We start from the raw sequence: 24635 nt of genomic DNA on the forward strand, positions 1-24635 counted from the left end.
CCGCCCTTTTAGTTTGCACCGCACAAAAAGCAGGCTGCAAAAGCCTTTGGACGGGATCGGTGTAATGAGCAAGATCGAGACGATCGGCATCATCGGCGCAGGCCAGATGGGCGGGGGTATCGCCCATGTCTCCGCGCTATCGGGCTACAAGGTGCTGATCTACGATATTTCGCCCGACCGCATCGAGAAGGGCATTGCCACCATCAGCGGCAACATGGCCCGCCAGGTGGGCTCCGGCAAGCTCGACGAGAAGCTGCGCAACCAGGCGATGGCGCGTATTGCCTCGGCACCGGCGATGGCCGATCTCGCCGGCGCCGATCTGGTGATCGAGGCGGCAACCGAAGACGAGACGGTCAAGCGCAAGATCTACGCCCAGCTCTGTCCGCAGCTCAACCCCGAAGCCATACTGGCGACCAACACCTCATCGATCTCGATCACGCGGCTTGCGGCACAGACCGACCGGCCGGAGCGCTTCATCGGCATACATTTCATGAACCCGGTGCCGCTGATGAAGCTGGTCGAACTGGTGCGCGGCATCGCCACCGAGGACCAGACCTTCGAAGCAGCGAAGACCTATGTGAAGCAGCTCGACAAGACGATCACGGTCTCGGAGGATTTCCCGGCCTTCATCGTCAACCGCATCCTGTTGCCGATGATCAACGAGGCGATCTACACGCTCTATGAGGGTGTCGGCTCGGTCGATGCCATCGACACGGCCATGCGGTTGGGCGCCAATCATCCGATGGGACCGTTGCAGCTGGCCGACTTCATCGGCCTCGACACCTGCCTGTCGATCATGCAGGTGCTGCATGACGGCCTGTCGGATTCGAAGTACCGCCCCTGCCCGCTGCTGGTCAAATATGTCGAGGCCGGCTGGCTCGGCCGCAAGACCGGGCGCGGTTTTTACGACTATCGCGGCGAGCACCCCGTTCCGACGCGCTGAGCCTTACGATCTTCGGGAAATCTCGCCTCAGGAGGCTGCGGCAAACGGCTCTGGCTTGTCGTCGGTGAGCCTGTCATCCGGCGCCACGGAAACGCATCCGCGGCCGGCAGCCTTGGCCGCGTAGCAGGCGGCGTCGGCCCTTGCGATGATCTCGTCCGCCTCGCCGCAATGGCCGTTGATCGCCGCCAGCCCGATGCTGGCGCCGATCGCATGCGGTCGGCCATCCCAGGTGAAGTTCAGGCCGGCTATCGCATCGATGATGGAGCGTGCCGCGATCCTGGCGCCCGCGGTCGAACCCGATTTCAGGACGACCGCGAATTCGTCGCCACCCAGGCGCGCGACGATGTCTTCAGGCCCGAGCACGCCGCGCACGGCCTCGGCGACCCGCTTCAGCAGGGCGTCGCCGGCGGCGTGCCCGCCGGTGTCGTTGACCAGCTTGAAATGGTCGAGGTCGATGAACATGAACTGATGGCCGCTCCCGGCCGCCGTGCCGTCCTTGCGCGCCTGATCGACCAATCCCTCCATGGTGCGGATGAAGCTCGAGCGATTTGCAAGGCCGGTCAGCGCATCATGCGCAGCGGCATGGGCAAGCTGGCGCTGCAGGGCGCGCGCATCGGTGAAGTCCTGGAAGACGATGACCAGCCCGCAGAATTCGTTGCGCTCGTTCATGATCGGCGACACGACCTGGCGGATGCTGCAACGCGTGTCATCGCGGCGGATCAGCACGGCGCGGCTGTTCTGGTCGGAAGGCGCCTCCGCGCCGATCGCCGGCCGTGTCACGCCGATCCTGTGACCTGTCTCCTCGTCGACCGCCCAATAGACATGACCGAGCGTCTTGCCGAGAGCCGCTTCCCCGGAAACGCCGGTCAGCTTCTCGGCAATCGGGTTCATGAAGGTGACGCGGTTGGCCGCATCGGTGCAGATGACGGCATCGCCGATCGACTGCAGCGTCACCCGGAGGCGCTCCTTCTCGTCGGCCAGCATTGCCGCCGACAGGGTCAGGCGCTCTTCGGCCTCCTTGCGCCGGGTGATGTCGGTCAGGCTGCCGATGGCCCTGATCAGGCGCCCGTCCCCATCGCGCTCGATGGCCTTGCCACGGTCGAGGATCCAGACCCAGCGGCCATCCTTGTGGCGCATCCTGAACTCGGCCTCGAAAAACTCCGTCTTGCCGGCGAGATGCTCGCGATCCGCCTCGGCGACAGTCTCGCGGTCGTCGGGATGGATCATGGTCAGCCAGCGATCCGGATCGCCGTCGAGTTCGCCATCCGCATAACCCAGCATCTTGACCCAGGTCGAGGAATAGGTCGTGCCGCCTTTGCGCACGTCGAGATCCCACACGCCCTGGCCGGCGCCGGCGAGCGCGAAATTCCAGCGCGTTTCGGCCTCCGCGATGCGCGCCTCGGCCTGCTTGCGCGCGTCGATGTCCTCGATCTGCGAGACGAGATAGAGCGGGCGCCCGCTTTTCTCGTCACGAATGACGGAACCGGCGAGATGCGCCCAGACAGCTGTGCCGTCCTTCTTGAGGTAGCGCTTTTCGAACTGGAAGGCGTTGACCGCGCCGGATTTGATGCCTTCCATGGTTTCCCGCCCGATATGCAGGTCGTCAGGATGGGTGATCTGGAAAAAGGTCAGCGCCTCGATCTCTTCGCGGTTGTAGCCAAGCATTGAGGCGAAGGCCGGATTGGTTTCCAGAATACGCCCGTTCAGCCCGACGATGGCGATGCCGATCGCCGAATCCTGCATGGCCTGGCGGAAGCGCTGCTCGCTCTGCGCGATCTGCCGCCTGTCGTCGGAGATGCGAATGACAAACAGCCCGGCGAGGAAAAGCGCGCCGCCCGCAATGGCGACCGATATCTGAAGACAAAGTCTGAGTGCCTCGGCGCCAAGGTCCAGCCGCTGCGGCACGACCGAGGCCACCGCGACGGCGAGGCCGGCCACAAGCAGCGCCGGCGCTGCATGTTTGTGGAACCTGATGGGTCCTGGTAATCTCACGATCCGTGCCACCCCCGTGGGCAATCGCTTTTTCCCGTTAAAACCCTGAAGGATCGATTTTAAGGAAAGGTTGCGCTGGGGGTACTGGTGACATGGACAACCGGCAAACAATTGCCGGCATGATTAAGGATCGGTATTCGCGGGTATAGCCGCCGGTATCCTGCTACCAGCGCACGAACAACCGCCCGCCAAGCGCACCAAGCAAGGCCAGCGCTGCGATCGCGATCGTGTACCAGGTGGCGACGAAAAGCGGCGAATCGTCGAAACAGTGCGCGGCATAGAAGGTCGCCGCCAGCCCGCCGGCGAGCAGCCCCGCCACCGCGCCGGCAAGCACCGGCCGTGTCGGCGCGCCGTAGCGCAGCATCCATAGGAAGATGGCCAGCGGGCCGATGCCGATCAGCGGGATGAAGCCCATGCAGATCATCATGTTGGAACCCACCATGCGCGTGCCCCACAACGCCTCCGGCACCATGAAGAGTTCCAGCACCACCGCCACGGCCACCAGCAGCGGCGCGGCCAGCATCCCTGCCATCGCCCAACGTGTCGAGGCACCCGGCGTCGACAAAGCGCGAATCAAGGCGAAGGCGCTGACGGCCAGCACGATGGTGAAAACGAACTTGGAGAGGAACCGCATCGTGTGCGTGGCCACCATGAAGTCGGGGCGCGGGCCGATCGTCAGCAGGAAAACGACTGCCGCGATGACAATGGCCGCACCGGCAGCCAGCCACCAGGCCGAGCGCAAAGGCATCGCCTTGCTGCTTGCATCGGCGTCGAGCGCCTTGATGAGATCCTCGGTCCTCATGTCACTCCCGCCCAAACCGGCCCTGCCCGAATCGCTTGGCTATGGCGGCAAGCCCGCGATGCAGCGACACACGCACCGCCGTCTCGCTGATGCCGAACTTCGCTGCCGTTTCGCCGATCGAGCGGCCTTCCACCGATACGGCCGAGACCACGGAGCGCTGCGCCGGCGGCAACCCGTCCAAGGCCCGGTTGATGTCGCGCTCGCTGACGGTTTCGGTCTCCGGCTCGGCGAAGGTTTCGGCGATATCGTCGACATCGATCTCGATGCGTCGTCCACGCCGCCGGAACGCATCGATCAGCTTGAAGCGGGCGATCGCATAGATCCACGGCAGCACCGGCGCATCCTGGCGCCAGGTATGCCGTTTCACATGAATGGCCAGCAAGGTTTCCTGCACGACATCCTCGGGATCGACCCCGCCCTGCACGATCTTGCGCCGGACAAAACCGCGCACCAGCGCGGCAATCCGGTGCAGAAAGTCGGCGTAGGCCCTTTCATCTCCCGCGATCGCGGCCCGTAACAGCCGGGAAAGCTCGGCCTCGTCCTTGCCGCTCACAAGAGTTCACTCCCCCGATTTTCGTGTCTCGGCACTGATTTGTTACGTGGCCGGCGAAATAATGTCCAAGCCAAACTACGGGCAAATCACGAAAGTTTGCGGGTCCTGAAGGCGCCGCCGCATACCGGGTCACCTTACAGGTCTTGCGATCCCGTTTCGCGAGAAACCGTCGATCCAGGCCGCCATCACATGGAATTGTCCGCTTTGCGTCGACCTTTGCGCCTCAGCGACCGATTGAAGCAGATCAACAATGTTGACTATGCCTGTCAGGTATCGATAGGTGCAGCGTGCAAAGACCAACGATGTCGAGGATGACGCCATGAAATTCACCCTTTCCGCCCTTGCTGGTGCCGCCGCACTTGCAATCAGCCTGGCTGCCTGTCCGGCGATGGCCGAGGACGGCGGCATCATCGTCTACAACGCCCAGCACGAAAGCCTGGCCAAGGAATGGGCCGAAGGGTTCACCAAGGAAACCGGCATCAAGGTCACCTTGCGCAATGGCGGCGACAGCGACTTCTCCAACCAGATCGTCGCCGAAGGGGCCGCCTCGCCCGCCGACGTGTTCCTGACCGAGAATTCTCCGGCCATGGTGCTGGTCGAGAATGCCGGCCTGTTCGCGCCGGTCGACGCCGACACGCTGGCTCAGGTGCCGCAGGACTACCAGGCCGCCAGCGGCAAATGGGTGGGCGTGGCCGCGCGCAGCACCGTCTTTGCCTACAACACGACCAAGCTCAAGGCCGACCAGCTGCCCAAGTCGTTGCTCGACCTCGCCGATCCGAGCTGGAAGGGCCGTTGGGCGGCCTCGCCCTCGGGCGCCGATTTCCAGGCCATCGTCAGCGCGTTGCTGCAGCTCAAGGGTGAGGCCGCCACGGCGGACTGGTTGAAGGCCATGAAGACAAACTTCACTGCCTACAAGGGCAACAGCACGGTGATGAAGGCGGTCAACGCCGGCGAGATCGAAGGCGGCGTGATCTACCACTATTACTATTTTGGCGACCAGGCCAAGACCGGCGAGAACAGCAAGAACGTCGCGCTGCACTATTTCAAGAACCAGGATCCGGGCGCTTTCGTCTCGGTCTCCGGCGGCGGCGTGCTCGCCTCGAGCAAACATCCGAAGGAAGCCCAGGCGTTCCTGAAGTTTGTGACCGGGAAGGGCGGCCAGGAGGTGCTGAAGAACGGAACCTCCTTTGAATACGCGGTCGGCAAGGGTGCCGGGTCCAACCCCAAGCTGGTGCCGCTGGTCGATCTGCAGGCGCCGAAGATCGATCCCACGACGCTGAACTCCAAGAAGGTCACCGACCTGATGACGGCAGCCGGCTTGCTTTAGTTGCCGTTCGTCCTGATAAGGACGTCAGACCGTGCTCCCGCGGGACTGCCGCGGGAGCGTTTTGTTTTCGAGATGGCATTCGTCGATGACGACACGCTGCGTTCCTGGCCGCGATCGCGGTTCTTCAATTGCTGCCGCTGGACGGCAGCGGCACGGCGTCTGACCTGATGCAGTCCGCCGTTGATCTCACGCGCCCGGGCCTGCCGCCGAAGATGCGCAGAAGGCCGCAGCGGCGGGCGGCACCCTGGCTTGTCACTGCCGCTGTTCTCGTCTCGCTGCTCGCCCTTGTGCCGCTCGCCTTCATCATCTGGATCGCGGTGCAGACCGGTTGGGAAACTGTCTCCGCACTGGTCTTCCGGCCGCGTGTCGGCGAACTGCTGGTCAACACCACGCTGCTGGTGCTGCTGGCCGTTCCGATCGCCATCGTGCTGTCGGTCGCGCTGGCCTGGCTGACCGAGCGCAGCGATCTGCCCGGCGCCAGGCTGTGGGCCTGGCTGTGCGTGGCGCCGCTCGCCATTCCCGCTTTCGTGCACTCCTATGCCTGGATCACCATGGTGCCGGGACTGCACGGCCTGTGGGCCGGCGTGCTGGTGTCCGTGATCGCGTATTTCCCCTTCCTCTATCTGCCGATATCGGCGGCGCTGCGCCGCCTCGATCCGGCCCTGGAGGATGCGGCCGCAGCCCTTGGCCTGGGCCCCTGGCGCGTGTTCTGGCGTGTCGTGCTGCCGCAGCTCAGGCTCGCCATCTGCGGCGGCTCGCTGCTGGTCGGGCTGCATCTGCTGGCCGAATACGGCCTCTACGTCTTCATCCGCTTCGACACCTTCACGACCGCGATCGTCGACCAGTTCCAGTCGACCTTCAACGGACCGGCCGCCAACATGCTGGCCGGCGTGCTGGTGACCTGCTGCTTCGTGCTTCTGGGCCTCGAAGTGCTGGTGCGCGGCGAGGAGCGTTACGCCCGTGTCGGCTCCGGCGCGGCGCGCTTCCAGCAGCGCACAAGCCTCGGCCGCGCCACCATTCCGAGCGTGGCCTTGCTTGTCGTCACCACGCTGCTGGCGCTTGGCGTGCCGTTCGTCACCATCAGCCGCTGGCTCATCGCCGGCGGTGCCGATGTCTGGCGTCTCGACGAGATCGGCCTGGCGCTCGGTCAGACGCTGTTCCTGGCACTTGTCGGCGCGCTGCTCGCCACCATCGCCGCCATGCCGATGGCCTGGATCTCGATCCGCGCGCCGGGACCGTTGCAGCGCCTGCTGGAGGGTTGCAACTACATCGTCGGCTCGCTACCGGGTGTCGTCATCGCGTTGGCGCTGGTCACCATCACCGTGCGCATCGCACTGCCGCTCTATCAGACGCTGTTCACCATCCTGGTCGCCTATGCACTCATGTTCCTGCCGCGAGCCCTGGTCAGCCTGCGCGCCTCGATCGCGCAGGCCCCGGTCGAGCTCGAGCGCGCCGCGTCCAGCCTCGGCCGGCGTCCGCTCAACGCGCTGTGGTCGACGACCATCCGCCTGTCGGCGCCGGGTGCGGCGGCCGGCATGGCGCTGGTGGCGCTCGGCATCATGAACGAACTGACCGCGACCCAGATGCTGGCGCCGAACGGCACCCGCACGCTGGCGATGGCGTTCTGGTCCTACAGCGGCGAGATCGACTACGCCTCGGCGGCCCCTTACGCCTTCATCATGGTGGCGATGTCGCTGCCGCTGACCTGGCTGCTCTATGTCCAGTCGAAACGGATGGCCGGACGATGAGCTTTCTCGAAATCAGCGGCCTGCACAAGCATTACGGCCCGGTCGCAGCACTCGCCGGCGTCGACCTCAATGTCGCCAGCGGCAGCCGTACCGCAATTGTCGGCCCCTCCGGTTGCGGCAAGACGACCCTACTGCGGCTGATCGCCGGCTTCGAGGCGCCGGACCAGGGCAGCATCGTGCTCGACGGCGTGGTGCTGGCCAATGGCGGCGCCGCCGTCCCGGCACATCGCCGCGGCATCGGCGTGGTGGCGCAGGACGGCGCCCTGTTCCCGCATCTGACCATTGCAGACAATATCGGTTTCGGTCTGGGCCGGGGCGAGGACAAGCGCACCGAGCGCATCGTCGAACTCGCCTACATCGTCGGGCTGGACAAGGCGATCCTCAGGCGCCGCCCGCACGAACTCTCCGGCGGCCAGCAGCAGCGCGTGGCGCTCGCCCGCGCCATGGCGATGAAGCCGAGGCTGATGCTGCTCGACGAGCCGTTCTCGGCCTTGGATACCGGCCTGCGCGCCTCGATGCGCAAGGCGGTGGCCGAACTTCTGGAGGCGGCCGGCATCACCACCATCCTGGTGACGCATGACCAGGCCGAGGCGCTGTCCTTCGCTGCCCAAGTGGCGGTGATGCGCGACGGCATATTCTCGCAGGTCGGCACGCCGCGCGATCTCTACCTCAAGCCGAAGGACAGGATGATCGCCGAATTCCTCGGCGACGCCATCATCCTGCCGGCCAGCATCTCCGGCGGCTTCGCCAACTCGCCGCTCGGCCGCATCGCAGTCGACACGTCCGACAGCCGCGATGTCGCCCGCATCATGCTGCGGCCGGAGCAGATTGCCCTGAAGAGAACTTCGCGCGAAGGCATGTCGGGCACCCCTGACATGCTGTTTGGCGAGGTGACGGAATCCGAATTCGCCGGGTCGACATGCACAGTCGCGGTGCGGCTCTTGAACAATGCCGATCCGCCGGACGCCGCCGCGATCGGCAACACGCCGCTGATCCTGCGCAAATCCGGCATGGATGCGCCGGCGGTCGGCGAGATCGTGCGGCTCACCGTGTCGGGAAAGGCGCATGTGTTCGCTTGAAGGTCTGACGGCGCTGCGCCCGGCATGCAGTGGCGCGATCGCGCGATGATGCGTTTTCCGTATTCGGCTCAGCGAGGCTCGAGAATCAGAGCGCCGGTTCGGGTACGGACGCCTTGAAGACATCGAGGCGGGTTCCTGTCTCCGACGAGAAGAAATGCATCTCCTCTGGCGAAATCTTCAGGCCGACCGGGCTGCCGGGTTCGGGGTGGATGGCCTCCGACGTCATCACCGAAAACGGCGCGCCGTCGAGATCGACATAGATGACCCGGCCCGCGCCCAGTTCCTCGACCAGGTCGACGGTGGCCTTGAGTGCGCCTGCGGTGTCGGGCGCCACCAGCCGGACGGCTTCCGGCCGGATGCCCATCGCGACCTTGGTGCCGACCGGAAGGCCGGCGCGTGTCATCGTCAGGCGCCGGCTGCCGCCGAGCAGCGACAGCCCGTCGAGCTCGACCGTGCCTTCGAGAATGTTCATGGCCGGCGCGCCGACGAAGGTGGCGACGAAGCGGCTGGCCGGGCGGGTATAGATCTCACCTGGTGTACCGACTTGCTCGACGCGGCCGCCATTCATCACAACCAGCCGGTCGGCCAGCGTCATCGCCTCGACCTGGTCGTGGGTGACGAAGACGGAGGTGGCGTTCAGCCGGCGGTGCAACTTGCGGATTTCCGAGCGCATCTGTACGCGCAGCTTGGCATCGAGATTGGACAGTGGCTCGTCGAACAGGAACACCTTCGGCTCGCGGATCATGGCCCGGCCCATGGCGACGCGCTGTCTCTGGCCGCCGGAAAGCGCCATCGGCTTGCGGTCGAGCAGGTGTTCGAGCTCCAGCGTACGCGCGACCGCCTGGATGCGCTGGGTGCGCTCGGCCGAGGGAACGCCGGCGACCTTGAGCGAATAGCCGATATTCTGCGCCACGCTCATATGCGGATAGAGCGCATAGTTCTGGAACACCATGGCGCAGCCGCGCTCGCGTGGTTCCAGTTTGTTGACGACGGTGCCGTCGATGGCGATCGTGCCGTCGGAAATGTCCTCCAGCCCGGCGATCATGCGCAGCAGCGTGGACTTGCCGCAGCCCGACGGTCCCAGGATGACGACGAATTCGCCCGAGGCGAAGTCGAGGTCGACGCCGTGCACGACCTGCGTCTTGGCGTAGTTTTTCTTGACGCCGCGTATGGCGATGGAGGCCATTGTTTGTCTCCTGTTATTTTTCGGTGGCGATCAGGCCGCGCACGAACCAGCGCTGCATGAGCACCACGACGATCAGCGGCGGCAGCATGACGATAAGCGTTCCGGCCATGGCGATGTTCCATTCCGGAATGCCGCCGACATTGGGGATCAGCTGCTTGAGTTCGGTGACCGCGGTCGCATGCGACTGATCGGTGGTGATGAGCAGCGGCCACAGATACTGGTTCCAGGCCCACAGGAACATGATGGTGCCGAGCGCTGCCATATTGTTGCGCGACAGCGGCAAAAGGACATCGATGAAGAAACGCAGCGGACCCGCACCATCCATACGCGCCGCCTCGGTCAGTTCATCCGGCACGGTGAGGAAGAACTGCCGATAGAGAAAGGTGCCGGTGGCGGTGGCGATCAGCGGCATGACCAGGCCGGTGTAGGAATTGAGCAGTCCGAGGCTGAGCGAGACCTGCACACCCGACACCTTCTCGATCAGCCAGCTCAAGCCTGTCACGTCGAGAATGGCCTGATAAGGCGACAACACGTTGGCGACGACCGCATAGGTCGGCACGATGCGTACTTCCAGCGGCAGCATCAGCGTCACGAAGATCAGCCAGAAGATGAAGGTTCGCCCGGGATATCGGAAATAGACGATCGAGAACGCGGTAAGCGCCGAGATGATCACTTTGCCCGCCGCCACGCCGAAGGCCATGATGAAACTGTTCAGCAGCTTGGGGCCGAGATCGGCGGTGGTCCAGGCCGTCTTGATGTTGACCCAGAAATCGCTTCCCGGCAGCAGCGACATCGGCACATCGTTGACATCCCTGAGGTTGTGCGAGGCCGCGATGGCGACGACGACGAACGGCGCGACGCAAAAGACGAAGCCGACGAACAGGATCAGATGCGTGAAGAAATTGAGGAACGGGGTGCGCTCGACCATGGCCATCTCACCTGTAGTGCACGCGCCGCTCGATGAAGCGGAACTGGAAGATGGTCAGCACGATGATGAGGAGCATCAGGATGATGCTCTGCGCGGCGGCACCCGAGTAATCCAAACCTTTGAAGCCGTCGGAATAGATCTTGTAGACCATCAGATTGGTCGCGTTCGCCGGACCGCCGGCGGTCATGATGTCAACGATGCCGAAGGAATCCTGAAAACTCTCAGTGATGTTGATGACCAAAAGGAAAAAGATGGTCGGTGTGATCAGCGGGAACTGGATGTCCCAGAAACGTCTGATGACGCCCGACCCGTCCATCGCGGCGGCCTCGATCAGCGAACGCGGGATAGCCTGGAACGCGGCCAGGAAGAAAATGAAGTTGTAGCCGACATACTTCCACGAGAAGGCGACGATGATCGAGGCCATGGCGTCGGTGCCGTCGAGGCCGGGATCCCAGAAGCCGGGCCAGACTTGGTTGACGACAGCCATGAAGCCGGCTTCCGGCGCCAGGATGAAGCGAAATGCCATCGCCAGCGCCGGTGCGGCGATGCCGTAGGGCCAGATCAACACCACGCGATAGAGCCGCGAGCCGGCGAGCTGACGGTCGGTCAAGGCGGCGAGCACCAGCGCGATGAACATCGCAAGACCGGTGCTGATGCCGGCAAAGACAAGGCTGGCGGTGATCGAGTTCCAGTAGTCGGCGTTGGACAGGATCGAGCGGAAATTGTCGAGCCCGACCCAGATGTTGCCGCCGCCCCAGGGCTGCTGCAGCGTCAGCGACCAGTACACGGCCTGGCCGGCCGGCCAGTAGAAGAACGTGAAGATCAGGAGGAGCTGCGGCACTGCGAAAAGGATGCCGATTCTCCATTTGCTGAAAGTGACGCGTTTTTCCATCGATCCGCCGATGCTGTTGAACCGCCAGTCCGCTTTCACAGCGGAAGACTAGATGTGAAATGGCCGCCCGTCGATTCTCGACGGACGGCCGTTCCGCTATCCTGGATTAGGGCAGGGTCTTGCCCGGATAGGTCTGCTGGAAGCGGTCGAGGATGGCGTCGCCATTTTTGACCAGCGTATCGAGGCCTTCCTGGACGCTGACCTTGTTGGCGAAGATCGCCTGCATCTGCGTGCCGAATTCGGCGCGGATCTGGGTGAAGTTGCCCAGGCGCACACCACGGGTGATTTCGGTCGGCTCGGACGCGGTCAGGCTGGCGATGGCGGTTTCACGGCCCTTGTAGGGCGCCTTGTCGTAGAAGCCGCTGGACTTCATGTAGTCGAAACCCGACTTGGTCACCGGGATGTAGCCGGTGTTGGTCGACCAGAACAAAGCCGTCTTGGGATCGTGGATGAAGTTCAGGAACGCCGCGGCGCCGTTGTATTCCGCATCCGACTTGCCGGAGAGAACCCACAGCGACGCGCCGCCGACGAGCGAGTTCTTGCGCTCGGTGCCGGCATAGACCGGCAGTTCGGCGACATCCCAGTGCATGCCTTCCTTCTGCGTCTTGCCGACGGTGCCGTGGTCGCCGACCGAGGTCATGATGACCTGGCAGGTGCCCGAGGCGAATGCCTGGACCATATCCTGGCCGAGGTCCTTGGATTTGATCTTGATCAGGCCGGCGTCATACCACTTCTTGAGATCGGTGACGTACTGGACGAACTTAGTCTTGTTGACTTCCAGGCGCGCGTCGAGGCCGTCATAGCCGTTGTTCTTGGAGGCGATCGGCTGATTGTGGATGGCCGAGAACTGCTCCATCAGCTGCCAGCTCTCGTTGGCCGAGATGTTGATGGCCATCGGGCATTCATAGCCGGCATCCTTCATCGCCTTGAGGTCGGCGCCGACATCTTCCCAGGTCTTCGGCGCTTCGGTCTTGCCGATCTTGGCGAAGGCGTCCTTGTTCCAGTACAGCAGCGCGGTCGAGGAATTGAACGGGAAGGACAGCATCTCGCCCTTCGACGTGGCGTAGTAGCGCGCGATGCCGGGGAAATAGTCCGCATAGTCGATCTTGTAGCCATTTTCTTCCATCAGCTTGTCGGCGGGCTTGTAGGCGCCCGACAGCATCATGGTGGCGGTGCCGACATCATAGACCTGGACGACGGCAGGCTGCTTGCCGGCGCGGAAGGCGGCGATCGTGTTCTGCAGCGTGGCGTCGTAATTGCCCTGGCTGGTGCAGACGACTTCATAGTCGGTCTGCGAGGCGTTGAAGTTCTTGCACAAAGTGTCGACGACGCGGGCGAGATCGCCCGAAAGGCCGAACCAGAAATCGAATTTTACCGGCTCTGCAAAGGCAGGCATCGCCAGCGCGGTGCTGAGCGCGCCAGCGGCAAGGGCAGCAAAGCCCCGCTTGATCATGGTCATGGTTTTCCCTCTTGAGTGGCTGGTGACAAGGGTCTTGCGCAAGTCCTTGCCCGCTCTCTTAGAGAAGGTATGTGACAGTTCTGTTGTGGGCCTCCGGCCTTTGCACAGCTGCTCTCCCCTCTCCCTCGGCGGCTTGGCCGGCATCAAAACGTCACACCGGCGTCCTAGGTAGCTAGGGCGACTGTCGGGGACGTAAAGACCATGATTATCCGGCTAAAGGGATGATGAAATGCTGGTGCAGCAACTGACGCATGTGTCCATCGCCGACAGGCAGGCGATGCGCGAGGGCCCGCGCGACAGCGCCACCCATTTGCGGCATGCCGCCGCCATCCCGGCCCTCGGCCAGATCGAAATCGGCGGCACGGCGTCGCGCGCCAGCGCCGACGAGAACCTGAAGGTGGTGACCTGGAACGTCGAGCGGCTGCGTCATGTCGATGCCATCGCGGCAACGCTTGCCGTACAGGCTCCCGACATCGTGCTGTTGTCTGAAGTCGACCAGGGCATGGCGCGCTCCGGCAACGGCCATCCGCTGCGCACCTTGGCCGACCGGCTCGGCCATGCTTTCGCCTACGGCGTCGAGTTCGTCGAACTCGGCGGCGGCAACGAGGCCGAGCGTTCAGCCACCGGCGAGGCCGCCAATGCGGAAGGCTTCCACGGCAATGCCGTGACCAGCGCTGTCCCGCTGCTCCGCCCCTTCCTGGTTCGTCTTGATGCCGCCGGCGGCTGGTTCCGGCCGGAACGCGGCCAGCCGCGCATCGGCGGGCGCATGGCGATCGGTGGCCAAGTGCAGATCGGCAACCGCAGGGTGACGGTCGTCTCGGTGCATCTGGAAAACCGCACCGATCCGGCCGGCAGGGCCATCCAGACGCGCCACCTCGTCGACGCCATCGACAAATATGATCCGGAAGCGCCGGTGCTGCTTGGCGGCGACTTCAACACGCTGACCGCAAGCCATGAGGAACGCCATGGCGATCCGGCGGCCTGGCTGGCGCGGGTCGCGGCCGAACCGGGCCGGCTGATCGATGTTGAACGCCACGAGCCGCTGTTCGCGGTCCTCGCCGGGAGCGGCTTTGACTGGCAGGCCGCCAACAACCTCGACCTGCCCACCCAACGGCGTGAGCCCGAGACGCCGGTCGGCCGCATCGACTGGTTCTTCACCCGCGGCCTCCTGGCCAGCGCGCCTGCCACTATCGCCGCCATATTGCCGGACGGCAGTCCGAGTTCGGATCATGAAGCCCTGGCGGTGACCATTCGCCTGAAATAGCTGGCCTCAGTCGGCAAAGCCTGTCTTCCCCGCAGCCATGTTGCGCCGGGAAGGCACGCTACGGTTGCAGCCGACTTCATCGATCCTTCAACAGCCAAGCATTATTCAGTCATATTTCGTCTTTTATTTCCAATGGGCTTGGGGAAGTAAGATGTTGACTGTCTACAATTGTATCGTGAACCAGCACGATCTGAGACTGGTCGCACTTGCCGCGCTGATCTGCGGGATTTCCTGTTTCTCCGCTGTCAGCCTGCTTCGCCACATCAGTCGCTCTACAGACCGGAACCGGCTGGCCTGGTTGATGATCGCGGCCACTTCGACCGGTTTCGGCATCTGGGCAACGCATTTCATCGCCATGCTTGCGTTCACGCCGGGCATACCCAGTGCCTACGATCCCTGGCTTTCCGTGCTTTCGCTCGCCGCCTCGGTCGCGCTGACGGCGGCCGGCATGTGGATCGCCACCTTGCGGGACGAGTTCGAGTATCGCCTCGTCGGCGGCGCCGTTCTGGGCGGCGGTATCGCGGCCATGCACTATATCGGCATGGCGGCATTCGAGGTCCAGGGCCGGATCGAATGGAACCTGTTGCTTGTCGCCGTTTCTTTGCTGGCAGGCGTAACGCTTGCGGCGTTGGCGCTGCATGTCGTTTTGCGCCGTCCCTCCTTGGCAGCAACATCCGTCGGCGCGGTGCTGCTGACGCTGGCGATCTGCACCTTGCATTTCATCGCCATGGGGGCCGTCTCGATCTTTCCCGATTCCTCGATCGTCATATCCGAATACACGATCGAGCCGACCTCGCAGGCTTTCGCGGCCGCCGCCGCCACGCTGGTGATCCTGGTGCTGTCGGCATCGGCGCTGTGGATCGATTTGCGCTTCCGTCGCCAGAAGCTTGAGGTCGACCGCATGCACGGCCTGGCCAATGCCGCCGTGGAGGGCCTGATCGTCTGCGACGGCAACCGCATCGTCAGCGCCAATGACAGCATGGGCAAGCTGACCGGCACGCTGGCCGCGACATTGAACGGCATGGAGTTGGGCGAGATCTTCGACGAACGCACAGCAAGCGACGCGGCGAGCGTTGAAGGCCAGCCGTGGGAGGCGGAGTTGAGGAACCGCGACGGAACGCGAATTCCCGTCGAGCTGATCGCCCGAAGCATCGACTATTGCGGCAAGCCTCATAACGTCATCGCTGTCCGTGACATCCGTGAACGCAAGAAGGCGGAAGAGGAGATCCTTCGCCTCGCCCATTTCGACCCGCTGACGGGACTTGCCAACCGCCGCTCCTTTTCCAGCCGTCTCGACGCGGAAATCGCATCGATGAACCGGAACGCAAATGCCGACAAGGGCGCCAAGCCCCGGCATCTCGCGCTTCTGCTGTTCGACCTCGACCGTTTCAAGGAGGTGAACGACCTTTACGGGCATGGCGCCGGCGATGCGATGCTGCAGAAGGTGGCGACCTGCGCTGCCGGCGTTCTGCGCCACGGCCAGTTGCTTGCGCGCCTCGGCGGCGACGAATTCGCCATCATCGCCCCCAACCTGCCCGACCCGCAGGCAGCGGGCCGCATTGCGGGGGCGCTGCTCGCCGCCATGCGTGAGGAGAACCGGGCCGCGGCTGGCGGCGGGCTGGTCTCGGCCAGCATCGGCATCGCGGTCTATCCGCTCGATGCCGAGGACCAGACCAGCCTGATCAGCCATGCAGATACGGCACTTTATCGCGCCAAGACCGAAGGCCGGGACACCTATCGCTATTTCGAGGCGTCGATGGGCGCCGAAGCCCGCGACAAGCGCATTATGGAGCACGAATTGCGCCAGGCCGTGGTGCGCGGCGAGTTCTACCTCGTCTACCAGCCGCAGAAGGAGATCAGCAGCGGCAGAATGGTCGGCTTCGAGGCCCTGATCCGCTGGCGCCATCCCGAACGCGGTGACGTCTCCCCAGCAATATTCATTCCGGTGGCCGAAGACAGCGGCGCCATTGGGCAGATCGGCGACTGGGTGCTCGACGCCGCCTGCGAGGAAGCCGCCCGCTGGGAAAATCCGCTGACGGTCGCCGTCAACGTCTCCGCGGTACAGCTTCACAATCCCAATTTCAGCCGCAAGGTCCACGAGACCCTGCTGAAGACAGGTCTTGCCCCGACAAGGCTGGAACTTGAGATCACCGAAACCGCGCTGGTGAAGGACATGCCGCGTGCGCTGGCAACCCTGCGGCAGGTCAAGTCGCTTGGTGTGCGCGTGGCCATGGACGATTTCGGAACCGGCTATTCCTCGCTTTCCAACCTGCGCGCCTTCCCCTTCGACAAGATCAAGATCGACTCGTCCTTCATCAAGGCAGTCGACACCAACGGTCAGGTCGCAGCGATCGTGCGCGCCGTGCTGGGGCTGGGGCGCGGCCTTGGTCTGCCGGTTCTTGCGGAAGGCGTCGAGACGCTTGGCGAGCTGAAGTTCCTGGATGCGGAAGCCTGCGAGATCGGCCAGGGCTACTATCTCGGCAAGCCGGCACCCATCGAAGCGTTCGACGACCTGACCGGCCACAGCAAGCGCACTCCGGTGCGCGCCGACAGTCGGGATGGCAGTCTCGTATTGCTCAAGCCAAGCGTGCGCTCAGCCTAGTCGCTTACGATCCGAGTGCCGTCTCGACCAGCCGCCTGGCGTCGGGCCCCGACCATTCGGCCGGGCCGTTCATATGGGCAATCAGGCAGCCTTCGCCGTCGATCAGCATGGTGACGGGAAGGCCGAGCGCCAGGCCGCGCGCCTTGAGGTCGTTGAACAGCGCCACCGTCGAATCCCGGTAGTAGCCGAGCGCCTCGACGCCGGTGTCCTTGAGAAATTTCTTCGGTTTCACATCGTCGCCGGCATCGACATTGACGGCGACCACCTGAAAGGTGTCGCTGCCTTTTTCCTTCTGCAGCGCATCGAGCGCCGGCATTTCGGCGCGGCACGGCGCGCACCACGTCGCCCAGAGGTTGAGCAGCACCGTCTTGCCGGCATGGTCCGCGATGGTCATCGGCTTGCCGTCCGGACCATTGAAGGCAAGGCTCTTCATCGACTGCGGCGGATCGGCGGGCAAAAGCGCGGCGACCTCGCCGGTGGCCGCGGCGGCGACCTTCTTGGCGCGGTCGCTCTTGGCCGCGCAGGCGACGTCATCCTTGCTGCCGCCGACCGCCACCTGGGCCGGTGCGTTGTTGCCAGACCGGCTCTCGCTGACATATACCGCGACCGCGCCGGCCAGCGCTCCCGCCACCAGGGCGGCGAGGATCAGGCGCGGGGCCGGGAAAAATCTGTTTCCGTCTGCCATTTTCTCAAAACTGCTCCGAAGCACGGGTTTTATAGCGATGAGCGACAAGAAGACCAGCAACCAGATGTGGGGCGGACGATTTGCCTCGGGTCCGGCCGCGATCATGGAAGCGATCAACGCGTCGATCTCGTTCGACCGCAAACTTTACGCGCAGGACATCCGCGGCTCGATCGCCCATAGCGAGATGCTGGCGCAAACGGGCATTATTTCGGCAGCCGATCAAGAAAAAATCGCTCACGGGCTGAACACGATCCTGAAAGAGATCGAGACCGGCAGCTTCGAGTTTTCGACCAAGCTCGAAGACATCCATATGAATGTCGAGGCCCGCCTCGCCGACATGATCGGCCCGGCCGCCGGCCGCCTGCACACCGCGCGCTCGCGCAACGACCAGGTGGCGGTGGATTTGAGGCTTTGGGTCAAGGACGAGTGCTTCCGCGTCGCCGAGGCGCTGAAGGGGCTTATGACTGCACTGCTGGAGCGGGCCGAGGAGCACGCGGCGACGGTGATGCCGGGCTTTACCCATATGCAGGCGGCACAGCCGGTGACCTTCGGCCACCACTGCATGGCCTATGTCGAGATGTTTTCGCGTGACCTGTCGCGCATGCGCGATGCGATCGAGCGCATGGATGAGAGCCCGCTCGGTGCCGCAGCCCTTGCCGGCACCAGCTTCCCGATCGACCGCCACCAAACCGCCAAGGCGCTCGGCTTCCGCGAGCCGATGCGCAATTCGCTGGACAGCGTTTCCGACCGCGATTTCGCGCTGGAATTCCTTAGCATGGCGGCGATCTGCGCCACGCATCTGTCGCGGCTGGCTGAGGAGATCATCATCTGGTCCACGCCGCAGTTCGGCTTCATCAGGCTGTCGGACTCGTTTTCCACCGGCTCCTCGATCATGCCGCAGAAGAAGAACCCCGACGCCGCCGAACTGGTGCGCGGCAAGACCGGCCGCGTTAACGGCCATCTGGTTGGCCTGCTGACGGTGATGAAGGGTATGCCTTTGACCTATGGCAAGGACATGCAGGAAGACAAGGAATCGGTGTTCGATGCCGCTGAGACGCTCGACCTGATGCTGGCGGCGATGACCGGCATGGTCTCGGACATGACGGTCAACGCCGCCGCGATGAAGAAGGCTGCCGGTTCCGGCCATGCGACCGCGACCGACCTCGCCGACTGGCTGGTGCGCACACTCGGCCTGCCCTTCCGCGAGGCTCATCATGTCACCGGCCGCGCAGTGGCGCTGGCCGAGGAGAAGAAGGTAAGTCTGGAAAAGCTTTCGCTGGAGGACCTGCAGTCGATCAATCCCGGCATCACATCGGATATTTTCTCGGTGCTGGCGGTGCAGAATTCGGTCAAGAGCCGCACCAGCTTCGGCGGCACCGCGCCGTCAGAAGTGAGGAAGCAGATCCGCTATTGGAAAAAGCGCGTCGCAAAGGCGTGATGCCCCGATATTGCGACGGCGATATCCGGGATATTGCAACCGGCAATATCCGGGGTGCAATGCGCCGAGAACTCGGCTAAAAGCGGCGGCTGACAAAACGTTTCGGACGGATGGATCGATGACCGGAAGCAGGATTTTGGTGACGCTGACGCTGCTGGTGGCGATGGCCGCCGTGACCGCCTGCGGCCGCAAGGCCGGTCTCGACACGCCCTATGAGGCGGCCGAACAGGCGCGCAAGGATGCCGAGAGGGCCAAGCAGCCTTTGCCGCCGGAGCCCGAAAAACCGGTCAAGGACAAGAAGTTCATCCTCGACCCGCTGATCTAGAACCGATCAGATCGGGTTTGGTCTTCTAAACCCGATCTCTTCGTGCTCCAACTTTCCGGAACCACTCTCGTGAACCATTTCGACTACCGCGACGGCGTGCTGCATGCCGAGGACGTGGCAATCCCCGATATCGCCGCACAGGTCGGCACGCCGTTCTACTGCTACTCCACCGCCACTTTGACCAGGCACTACCGCGTGTTCGCCCACGCCTTCGCCGGGCTCGACGCGCTGGTCTGCTACGCCATGAAGGCCAATTCCAACCAGGCCGTGTTGCGCATCCTGGCCAGGCTCGGCGCCGGCGCCGACGTGGTCTCGGAAGGCGAATTGCGCCGGGCGCTGGCCGCCGGCGTCCCGGCCAGCAAGATCCTGTTCTCCGGCGTCGGCAAGACCGCGCGCGAAATGGACTTTGCGCTGGAAGCCGGCATCCTGTGCTTCAACGTCGAATCCGAGCCGGAGCTTGAGCTGCTTTCGGCGCGCGCCGTGGCGCTCGGTAAGGTGGCGCCGATCTCGTTGCGCATCAATCCCGATGTCGACGCCAAGACCCACAAGAAGATCTCCACCGGCAAGGCCGAGAACAAGTTCGGTATTGCGTGGCAGCGGGCGCGGCAGGTCTATGCCCGGGCAGCGACGCTTCCGGGCATCAAGATCACCGGCATAGACACCCATATCGGCAGCCAGATCACTGAGTTGCAGCCCTTCGACGACGCCTTCGCCCTGCTGGTCGAGCTGGTCGGCGCGCTGCGCGCCGATGGCCATGCCATCGATCATGTCGATCTCGGCGGCGGGCTGGGCATTCCCTATCGTGTCGACAACAACCCGCCACCTTTGCCAGATGCCTATGCCCAGGTCGTCAGGAAGCATGTCACCAAGCTCGGGCTGAAGGTGATGTTCGAGCCGGGCCGGCTGATCGTCGGCAATGCCGGCATCCTCGTCTCGGAAGTGATCTTCGTGAAGGAAGGCGACGCCAAGAATTTCCTCGTCGTCGACGCCGCCATGAACGATCTGATCCGGCCGACGCTCTACGATGCCTTCCACGACATCAGACCGGTCGTGCAGCCGCCGGCCGACACGCCGCGCATGATGGTCGACGTGGTCGGCCAGGTCTGCGAGACCGGTGACTATCTCGGCCTCGACCGTGACTTGCCCAGGCTGAAGGCTGGCGATCTGGTTGCCGTCTCCACGGCCGGCGCCTACGGCGCCGTGCAGGCCGGCACCTACAACACCCGGCTATTGGTGCCCGAGGTTCTGGTCGACGGCGATCGTTTCCACGTCGTGCGTCCGCGCCTGACCTATGACGATCTGATCGGGTTGGATTCGGTGCCCGACTGGCTTGCGTAGAAGCCTCCGTCCGGCGACGCTACAGCCGGTTCTGGAGGAGCGCCCTTGTGTCGGCGATCCTGTCTTCGTCGCGGCGGTAGAACGTCCATTGCTTGATGCGCTTGGGCCGCAGCAGGCCGGCCTGGGTAAGCACTCGCATATGCTCGGAGAGCGTCGCTTGCGTGATGCCAAGCTTCTCGGCGATCAGCAGCGCGCAAACGCCGTCCTCGACCAGATCGCCGTCCGCCTGGGTCGGGAAATGCGCGCGCGGATCCTTCAGCCAGTCGAGGATCTGCAGCCTGCGCTCGTTGGCGATCGCCTTGAAGACATCAACCTCTTGCATTTAGCCATTTTGCCAAGTTACTAATTACTGTCAATCCCGAGGAGATCACCATGTCGCAGGGCAACACCGTCACACGCGAGCGCATTGCCGCGATGGAACCGCGCATCCGGCCCTATATCAGGCACACGCCGGTGCTGCGCGTCGACATGGCCGACTTCGACCGGCCACCGCTGGCGGTCGACCTCAAGCTCGAATGCCTGCAGCATTCCGGCTCGTTCAAGGCGCGCGGCGCCTTCACCAATCTGCTCGAACGGCCAGTCCCCAAGGCCGGCGTCGTCGCCGCCTCGGGCGGCAATCATGGCGCCGCCGTCGCCTATGCCGCCATGCGGCTTGGCCACAAGGCGACCATCTTTGTTCCCGAAGTGAGCCCACAGGCCAAGCTAGACCGCATTCGCGGCTATGGCGCCGACCTGGTCGTCGGCGGTGCCCGCTACGCCGAGGCGCTGGCCGCCAGCGAACGCTTCGCGCAGGAAACCGGCGCCTTGCAGATCCACGCCTTCAACCAGGAGGAGACGCTGGTCGGCCAGGGCACGCTCGGGCTCGAGATCGAGGCGGACTTGCCTGAGATCGACACGCTGCTGGTCGCCGTCGGCGGTGGCGGTCTGATCGGCGGCATCGCCGCCTGGTATGCCGGCCGCATCCGCATCATCGCCATTGAGCCGGAGGGCGCGCCGACGCTTCATCGTGCCTTCGAGGCCGGCCACCCCGTCGACGCCCCGGCGGAAGGCATAGCCGCCGATTCGCTAGCGCCGAAGCGCGTCGGCGAAATGATGTTCCCGATCGCCGAAGCCTTCGTCGAACGCTCCATCCTGGTCAGCGACGACGACATCATCGCCGCCCAGAAGGCGCTGTGGGACCGGGTGCGCATCATCTCCGAGCCGGGTGGGGCCGCCGCCTTCGCCGCGATCCTGTCCGGCCGCTACACGCCGGCACCTGGCGAACGCGTCGCCGTGCTGGTCTGTGGCGCCAACGCAAACCCCGCCAATTTCTGATTGCAACCAGTGCGGCGAGCTTCACGTTTTTTGAAAGCGCCTCGCCTTTGCCGTGTTTGCTGGTATTCTTCGAGTCGTGAGGATCGGGCTATCCTGCCTGATTCCAGGAAGGGCCGATGACGCAACGACCCACCTCTAGCGATCGCGGTCTCGCCGGGCGCCTTGCGCTCAGCCGGCTGGCGACGCGGCTCTCGATGATGGTCGAGCGCGGCTGGCCGTTGCTGCTGCCGCTGATCATTGTCGCCAGCCTGTTCCTGAGTATCTCCTGGTTCGGCGTTTTCTCGCGGCTGCCGGATGTGGTGCGCATCGGCCTTGTCGTCGCGTTCGGCGTGGCGGGGCTGGCGGCGCTCTATCCGCTGCGCTTCTTCCGCCTGCCTGGTGCCGCCGAGGTCGATCGCCGCATCGAGGCCGCAAACAAACTGCTGCACAGCCCCGTGCTGGTGCAGGCCGACCGGCCAAGCGGCAGGGAAAGCAGCTTCTCGCAGGCGCTGTGGCGCGAACACCAGAAGCGCATGGCGGCAAGGCTCGATAGCCTCAGCGCCGACCTGCCGCGCACACGCGTGCCGGAGCGCGACCCCTGGGCGCTGCGCGCCGTGGCGGCGTTGCTGCTCGTCACCGCCTTTGCCTTCTCCTTCGGGCCGACCGGCGGCAGGATAGGCGACGGCTTCAGCGCCCACGGCGCGCACGATGCCGTGCCGCCGCGCATCGATGCGTGGGTTACGCCGCCGGCCTACACCGGCAAGCCGCCGATCTTCCTGACCGCCGACGCCAACCAAGCGACGCCGACGTTTCATGTCCCCGAGGGCAGCGATGTCTCCTTGCGTGTCACCGGCGGCTCGGGCGAGGAAACGCTCGCCTATGCCGACAAGGATGGCAATGCGCGCACCATCGACCCGGCCGGGCCGCAGGCGGCCACCGCCAAGCCAGCCGCAAGCCCGGCGGCGCCAACCAAGATACGCCAGTTCACGGGCAAGCTGACCGGCGACGGCACGCTGACGCTGAAATCGGGTGAGGATCAGCTCGGACGCTGGGCCTTTGCCGTGATCGCGGACAAGCCGCCGCAGATCCGCTTCGTCGGTGAGCCCAAGCGCGCCGCCAATGGCGCCTTCGAACTCAACTACCAGATCGACGACGATTATGGCGCGGCCACCGCCAAGGCGGTCTTCGAACTGGCCGACCCGCAGGCGCCGGAAGCGCACCCGCTCTACGGCCCGCCCGACATGCCGCTGGCGCTGCCGCGCCGCGGCGGCAAGTCGAATGCCGCCAAGACCACCAAGGACCTGACCGAGCATGTCTGGGCCGGCAGCAGCATCAAGCTGACGCTGGTCGCCACCGACGACGCCGGCCACACCGCGTCGAGCGAGACCAAGACGCTGGTGATGCCGGAGCGGCCGTTCGCCAACCCGCTGGCGCGGGCGGTGATCGAGCAGCGCCGCTTGCTGGCGCTCGACGCCAATGCCAAGCCGCGCGTGCTCGACCTGATCGACGCCATCACGCTGCGGCCCGAAGACACCTTCGACAACATGTCCCACTACCTCGCCATCATGAGCGCGCGCAGCCGGCTGAAGCTGGCCGGCAACGACGATCAGTTGCGCAGCGAGGTCGCCTATCTCTGGGAAATCGCGCTCGGCATCGAGGAGGGCAACCTGTCGGCCGCCGAGAAGCGGCTGCGCCAGGCGCAGCAGGCCCTGCAGGACGCCATCAAGAACGGCGCCAGCGACCAGGAAATCGAAAAGGCGATGAAGGAACTGCGCGAGGCGATGAACCAGTTCCTGCAGGAATTCGCCGAACGCGCCAAGCAGAATCCGAACGCGCCGCAGATGCAGCAGAACGGCCAGGAACTGCGCCAGAGCGACATCGACCGGATGATGGACCAGATCGAGAATCTGGCGAAGTCGGGCGACCGCGACAAGGCGCAGCAATTGCTGTCGCAGCTGCAAGACATGATGAACAATCTCCAGGCCGGCCGTCAGCAGCAAGGCGGTGAGCAGGACAGCCAGATGCGCCAGCAGATGGACAAGCTCGGCGAGATCCTGCGGCGCCAGCAGGAGATGATGAACGACACCTTCCGTATGGACCAGATGCAGCGTGGCGAGCGTCAGCGCGGAGAGAACCGCGACGAGCAACTTGGCCAGGGCGGCGGCGAGGACCAGGACAAACCCGGCGTCGGCAAGGACCGCGATCCGCTCGCCAGGCCGAAGCCGATGACGCCGCAGGAATTCGCCGATGCGCTGAAGCAGCTTCAGGAAGGCCAGGGCCAGCTGAAAAGCGATCTCGATAGGCTGAAGAAGAGCCTCGAAGGCATGGGTATGGAGCCCAATGAAGGATTTGGCGAGGCCGGCAAATCCATGGGCAGTGCCGAGCAGGCGCTTGGCGAGGGCCAGGGCGACGAGGCCGTTGGCCACCAGGGCCGGGCGCTCGAGGCGCTGCGCAGGGGCGCCAAGGACATGATGAAGCAGATGCAGGCCATGCAGGGCGACCAGGGCGGCAGCCAGGAAGGCGGGCGTCAGCAGAATGCCGACCGCGACCCGCTCGGCCGGCCGCGCGCCAGCCAGGGTCCTGATTTCGGCGATTCGGTGAAAGTCCCCGACGAGATCGACGTCCAGCGCGCCCGTCAGATCCTTGAAGCGATCCGCAAGCGGCTCGGCAACGCGCTCAGCCCGGATATCGAGCGCAGCTATCTCGAACGGCTGCTTGAGCTGAAATAGGGACCGCCGCCCCCAAGCCCTGCCCGACCCCCCTCCCGAACGGTTGCAACAC

20 protein-coding genes are annotated in these 24635 nt (G+C 64.4%); 11 read left to right on the forward strand and 9 right to left on the reverse strand.

What is annotated here, in order from left to right:
- Positions 1 to 64: 64 nt before the first annotated feature.
- Positions 65 to 943 carry a 3-hydroxybutyryl-CoA dehydrogenase gene (locus tag AC04SF_RS32335; protein WP_013892834.1) on the forward strand — a complete coding sequence of 293 codons (879 nt, stop codon included), beginning with the start codon at positions 65 to 67 and terminating at the stop codon, positions 941 to 943.
- Between the two features lie 27 nt (positions 944 to 970).
- Here the strand turns inward: AC04SF_RS32335 and AC04SF_RS32340 are convergent, their stop codons facing one another.
- The 3 genes from AC04SF_RS32340 to AC04SF_RS32350 all read right to left on the reverse strand — a co-directional run bounded on the left by AC04SF_RS32340 (position 971) and on the right by AC04SF_RS32350 (position 4290).
- Positions 971 to 2881: a PAS domain S-box protein gene (locus tag AC04SF_RS32340; RefSeq protein ID WP_488481089.1), complete on the reverse strand. Its 1911-nt coding sequence runs from the start codon at positions 2879 to 2881 to the stop codon at positions 971 to 973.
- Positions 2882 to 3098: 217 nt separating this feature from the next.
- Positions 3099 to 3737 (reverse strand): NrsF family protein, encoded by a 639-nt coding sequence (locus AC04SF_RS32345; RefSeq protein ID WP_488481090.1) that lies wholly within the window; start codon positions 3735 to 3737, stop codon positions 3099 to 3101.
- A 1-nt stretch (position 3738) separates the two neighbouring features.
- Entirely contained in the window at positions 3739 to 4290 is a 552-nt protein-coding gene (locus AC04SF_RS32350; RefSeq protein ID WP_095199684.1) for a sigma-70 family RNA polymerase sigma factor, read from the reverse strand.
- Between the two features lie 319 nt (positions 4291 to 4609).
- Between AC04SF_RS32350 and AC04SF_RS32355 the strand changes: the two genes are divergently transcribed.
- The 3 genes from AC04SF_RS32355 (at position 4610) to AC04SF_RS32365 (ending at position 8444) form a co-directional block, all read left to right on the forward strand.
- Positions 4610 to 5617 carry an iron ABC transporter substrate-binding protein gene (locus AC04SF_RS32355; protein WP_488481091.1) on the forward strand — a complete coding sequence of 336 codons (1008 nt, stop codon included), beginning with the start codon at positions 4610 to 4612 and terminating at the stop codon, positions 5615 to 5617.
- A gap of 167 nt (positions 5618 to 5784) precedes the next feature.
- On the forward strand, positions 5785 to 7365 hold the full coding sequence (locus tag AC04SF_RS32360; RefSeq protein ID WP_488481092.1) for an ABC transporter permease: 1581 nt from the start codon (positions 5785 to 5787) through the stop codon (positions 7363 to 7365).
- Positions 7362 to 8444, forward strand: a complete 1083-nt coding sequence (locus AC04SF_RS32365; RefSeq protein ID WP_488481093.1) for an ABC transporter ATP-binding protein — start codon at positions 7362 to 7364, stop codon at positions 8442 to 8444. Before AC04SF_RS32360 ends, AC04SF_RS32365 begins: the two co-directional genes overlap by 4 nt.
- 85 nt (positions 8445 to 8529) lie before the next feature.
- Here AC04SF_RS32365 and AC04SF_RS32370 read toward each other — a convergent pair whose 3' ends face one another.
- The 4 genes from AC04SF_RS32370 to AC04SF_RS32385 all read right to left on the reverse strand — a co-directional run bounded on the left by AC04SF_RS32370 (position 8530) and on the right by AC04SF_RS32385 (position 12909).
- Entirely contained in the window at positions 8530 to 9630 is a 1101-nt protein-coding gene (locus AC04SF_RS32370) for a sn-glycerol-3-phosphate import ATP-binding protein UgpC (RefSeq protein ID WP_488481094.1), read from the reverse strand.
- 13 nt (positions 9631 to 9643) lie between these two features.
- Positions 9644 to 10558, reverse strand: coding sequence for an ABC transporter permease subunit (locus tag AC04SF_RS32375; RefSeq protein ID WP_096457995.1), 915 nt, complete (start codon positions 10556 to 10558; stop codon positions 9644 to 9646).
- Between the two features lie 7 nt (positions 10559 to 10565).
- Positions 10566 to 11450 carry a carbohydrate ABC transporter permease gene (locus tag AC04SF_RS32380; protein WP_096457998.1) on the reverse strand — a complete coding sequence of 295 codons (885 nt, stop codon included), beginning with the start codon at positions 11448 to 11450 and terminating at the stop codon, positions 10566 to 10568.
- 106 nt (positions 11451 to 11556) lie between these two features.
- The gene (locus tag AC04SF_RS32385; RefSeq protein WP_488481095.1) at positions 11557 to 12909 is read right to left on the reverse strand and encodes an extracellular solute-binding protein; all 1353 of its coding nucleotides are present in this window, start codon (positions 12907 to 12909) and stop codon (positions 11557 to 11559) included.
- Positions 12910 to 13138: 229 nt separating this feature from the next.
- Between AC04SF_RS32385 and AC04SF_RS32390 the strand changes: the two genes are divergently transcribed.
- Both AC04SF_RS32390 and AC04SF_RS32395 read left to right on the forward strand, forming a co-directional pair.
- On the forward strand, positions 13139 to 14173 hold the full coding sequence (locus AC04SF_RS32390; RefSeq protein ID WP_488481096.1) for an endonuclease/exonuclease/phosphatase family protein: 1035 nt from the start codon (positions 13139 to 13141) through the stop codon (positions 14171 to 14173).
- 151 nt (positions 14174 to 14324) lie between these two features.
- On the forward strand, positions 14325 to 16775 hold the full coding sequence (locus AC04SF_RS32395; protein WP_488481097.1) for a putative bifunctional diguanylate cyclase/phosphodiesterase: 2451 nt from the start codon (positions 14325 to 14327) through the stop codon (positions 16773 to 16775).
- A gap of 4 nt (positions 16776 to 16779) precedes the next feature.
- Here the strand turns inward: AC04SF_RS32395 and tlpA are convergent, their stop codons facing one another.
- A complete protein-coding gene (tlpA, locus tag AC04SF_RS32400) occupies positions 16780 to 17460 on the reverse strand; it encodes a thiol:disulfide interchange protein TlpA (protein WP_488481098.1) in 681 nt (226 codons plus the stop codon).
- Between the two features lie 37 nt (positions 17461 to 17497).
- Between tlpA and argH the strand changes: the two genes are divergently transcribed.
- From argH to lysA, 3 genes are all read left to right on the forward strand, one after another.
- Positions 17498 to 18898, forward strand: a complete 1401-nt coding sequence (argH, locus tag AC04SF_RS32405) for an argininosuccinate lyase (RefSeq protein WP_488481099.1) — start codon at positions 17498 to 17500, stop codon at positions 18896 to 18898.
- 118 nt (positions 18899 to 19016) lie between these two features.
- Positions 19017 to 19223, forward strand: a complete 207-nt coding sequence (locus AC04SF_RS32410) for a hypothetical protein (RefSeq protein WP_095199694.1) — start codon at positions 19017 to 19019, stop codon at positions 19221 to 19223.
- 69 nt (positions 19224 to 19292) lie between these two features.
- The gene (gene lysA, locus AC04SF_RS32415; RefSeq protein ID WP_488481100.1) at positions 19293 to 20561 is read left to right on the forward strand and encodes a diaminopimelate decarboxylase; all 1269 of its coding nucleotides are present in this window, start codon (positions 19293 to 19295) and stop codon (positions 20559 to 20561) included.
- Between the two features lie 19 nt (positions 20562 to 20580).
- Here the strand turns inward: lysA and AC04SF_RS32420 are convergent, their stop codons facing one another.
- Entirely contained in the window at positions 20581 to 20883 is a 303-nt protein-coding gene (locus AC04SF_RS32420) for an ArsR/SmtB family transcription factor (protein ID WP_488481101.1), read from the reverse strand.
- Positions 20884 to 20933: 50 nt separating this feature from the next.
- Between AC04SF_RS32420 and AC04SF_RS32425 the strand changes: the two genes are divergently transcribed.
- Together AC04SF_RS32425 and AC04SF_RS32430 are read left to right on the forward strand one after the other, a co-directional pair.
- Positions 20934 to 21875 (forward strand): threonine/serine dehydratase, encoded by a 942-nt coding sequence (locus tag AC04SF_RS32425; protein ID WP_488481102.1) that lies wholly within the window; start codon positions 20934 to 20936, stop codon positions 21873 to 21875.
- A gap of 116 nt (positions 21876 to 21991) precedes the next feature.
- Positions 21992 to 24583 carry a TIGR02302 family protein gene (locus AC04SF_RS32430; protein ID WP_488481103.1) on the forward strand — a complete coding sequence of 864 codons (2592 nt, stop codon included), beginning with the start codon at positions 21992 to 21994 and terminating at the stop codon, positions 24581 to 24583.
- Positions 24584 to 24635 lie beyond the last annotated feature (52 nt).

It is taken from the genome of Mesorhizobium sp. CNPSo 4671 (assembly GCF_057784245.1).

Excerpts from the sequence above, each read along its gene's own strand:
- AC04SF_RS32395 (WP_488481097.1), top strand. The coding sequence starts at position 14,325 with ATGTTGACTGTCTACAATTGTATCGTGAACCAGCACGATCTGAGACTG.
- argH (WP_488481099.1), top strand. The coding sequence starts at position 17,498 with ATGAGCGACAAGAAGACCAGCAACCAGATGTGGGGCGGACGATTTGCC.
- AC04SF_RS32410 (WP_095199694.1), top strand. The coding sequence starts at position 19,017 with ATGACCGGAAGCAGGATTTTGGTGACGCTGACGCTGCTGGTGGCGATG.
- AC04SF_RS32370 (WP_488481094.1), bottom strand. The coding sequence starts at position 9,630 with ATGGCCTCCATCGCCATACGCGGCGTCAAGAAAAACTACGCCAAGACG.
- AC04SF_RS32390 (WP_488481096.1), top strand. The coding sequence starts at position 13,139 with ATGCTGGTGCAGCAACTGACGCATGTGTCCATCGCCGACAGGCAGGCG.
- AC04SF_RS32385 (WP_488481095.1), bottom strand. The coding sequence starts at position 12,909 with ATGACCATGATCAAGCGGGGCTTTGCTGCCCTTGCCGCTGGCGCGCTC.
- AC04SF_RS32360 (WP_488481092.1), top strand. The coding sequence starts at position 5,785 with ATGCAGTCCGCCGTTGATCTCACGCGCCCGGGCCTGCCGCCGAAGATG.
- AC04SF_RS32425 (WP_488481102.1), top strand. The coding sequence starts at position 20,934 with ATGTCGCAGGGCAACACCGTCACACGCGAGCGCATTGCCGCGATGGAA.
- AC04SF_RS32375 (WP_096457995.1), bottom strand. The coding sequence starts at position 10,558 with ATGGTCGAGCGCACCCCGTTCCTCAATTTCTTCACGCATCTGATCCTG.
- AC04SF_RS32345 (WP_488481090.1), bottom strand. The coding sequence starts at position 3,737 with ATGAGGACCGAGGATCTCATCAAGGCGCTCGACGCCGATGCAAGCAGC.
- AC04SF_RS32335 (WP_013892834.1), top strand. The coding sequence starts at position 65 with ATGAGCAAGATCGAGACGATCGGCATCATCGGCGCAGGCCAGATGGGC.
- AC04SF_RS32365 (WP_488481093.1), top strand. The coding sequence starts at position 7,362 with ATGAGCTTTCTCGAAATCAGCGGCCTGCACAAGCATTACGGCCCGGTC.
- AC04SF_RS32355 (WP_488481091.1), top strand. The coding sequence starts at position 4,610 with ATGAAATTCACCCTTTCCGCCCTTGCTGGTGCCGCCGCACTTGCAATC.
- AC04SF_RS32380 (WP_096457998.1), bottom strand. The coding sequence starts at position 11,450 with ATGGAAAAACGCGTCACTTTCAGCAAATGGAGAATCGGCATCCTTTTC.
- AC04SF_RS32430 (WP_488481103.1), top strand. The coding sequence starts at position 21,992 with ATGACGCAACGACCCACCTCTAGCGATCGCGGTCTCGCCGGGCGCCTT.
- tlpA (WP_488481098.1), bottom strand. The coding sequence starts at position 17,460 with ATGGCAGACGGAAACAGATTTTTCCCGGCCCCGCGCCTGATCCTCGCC.
- AC04SF_RS32420 (WP_488481101.1), bottom strand. The coding sequence starts at position 20,883 with ATGCAAGAGGTTGATGTCTTCAAGGCGATCGCCAACGAGCGCAGGCTG.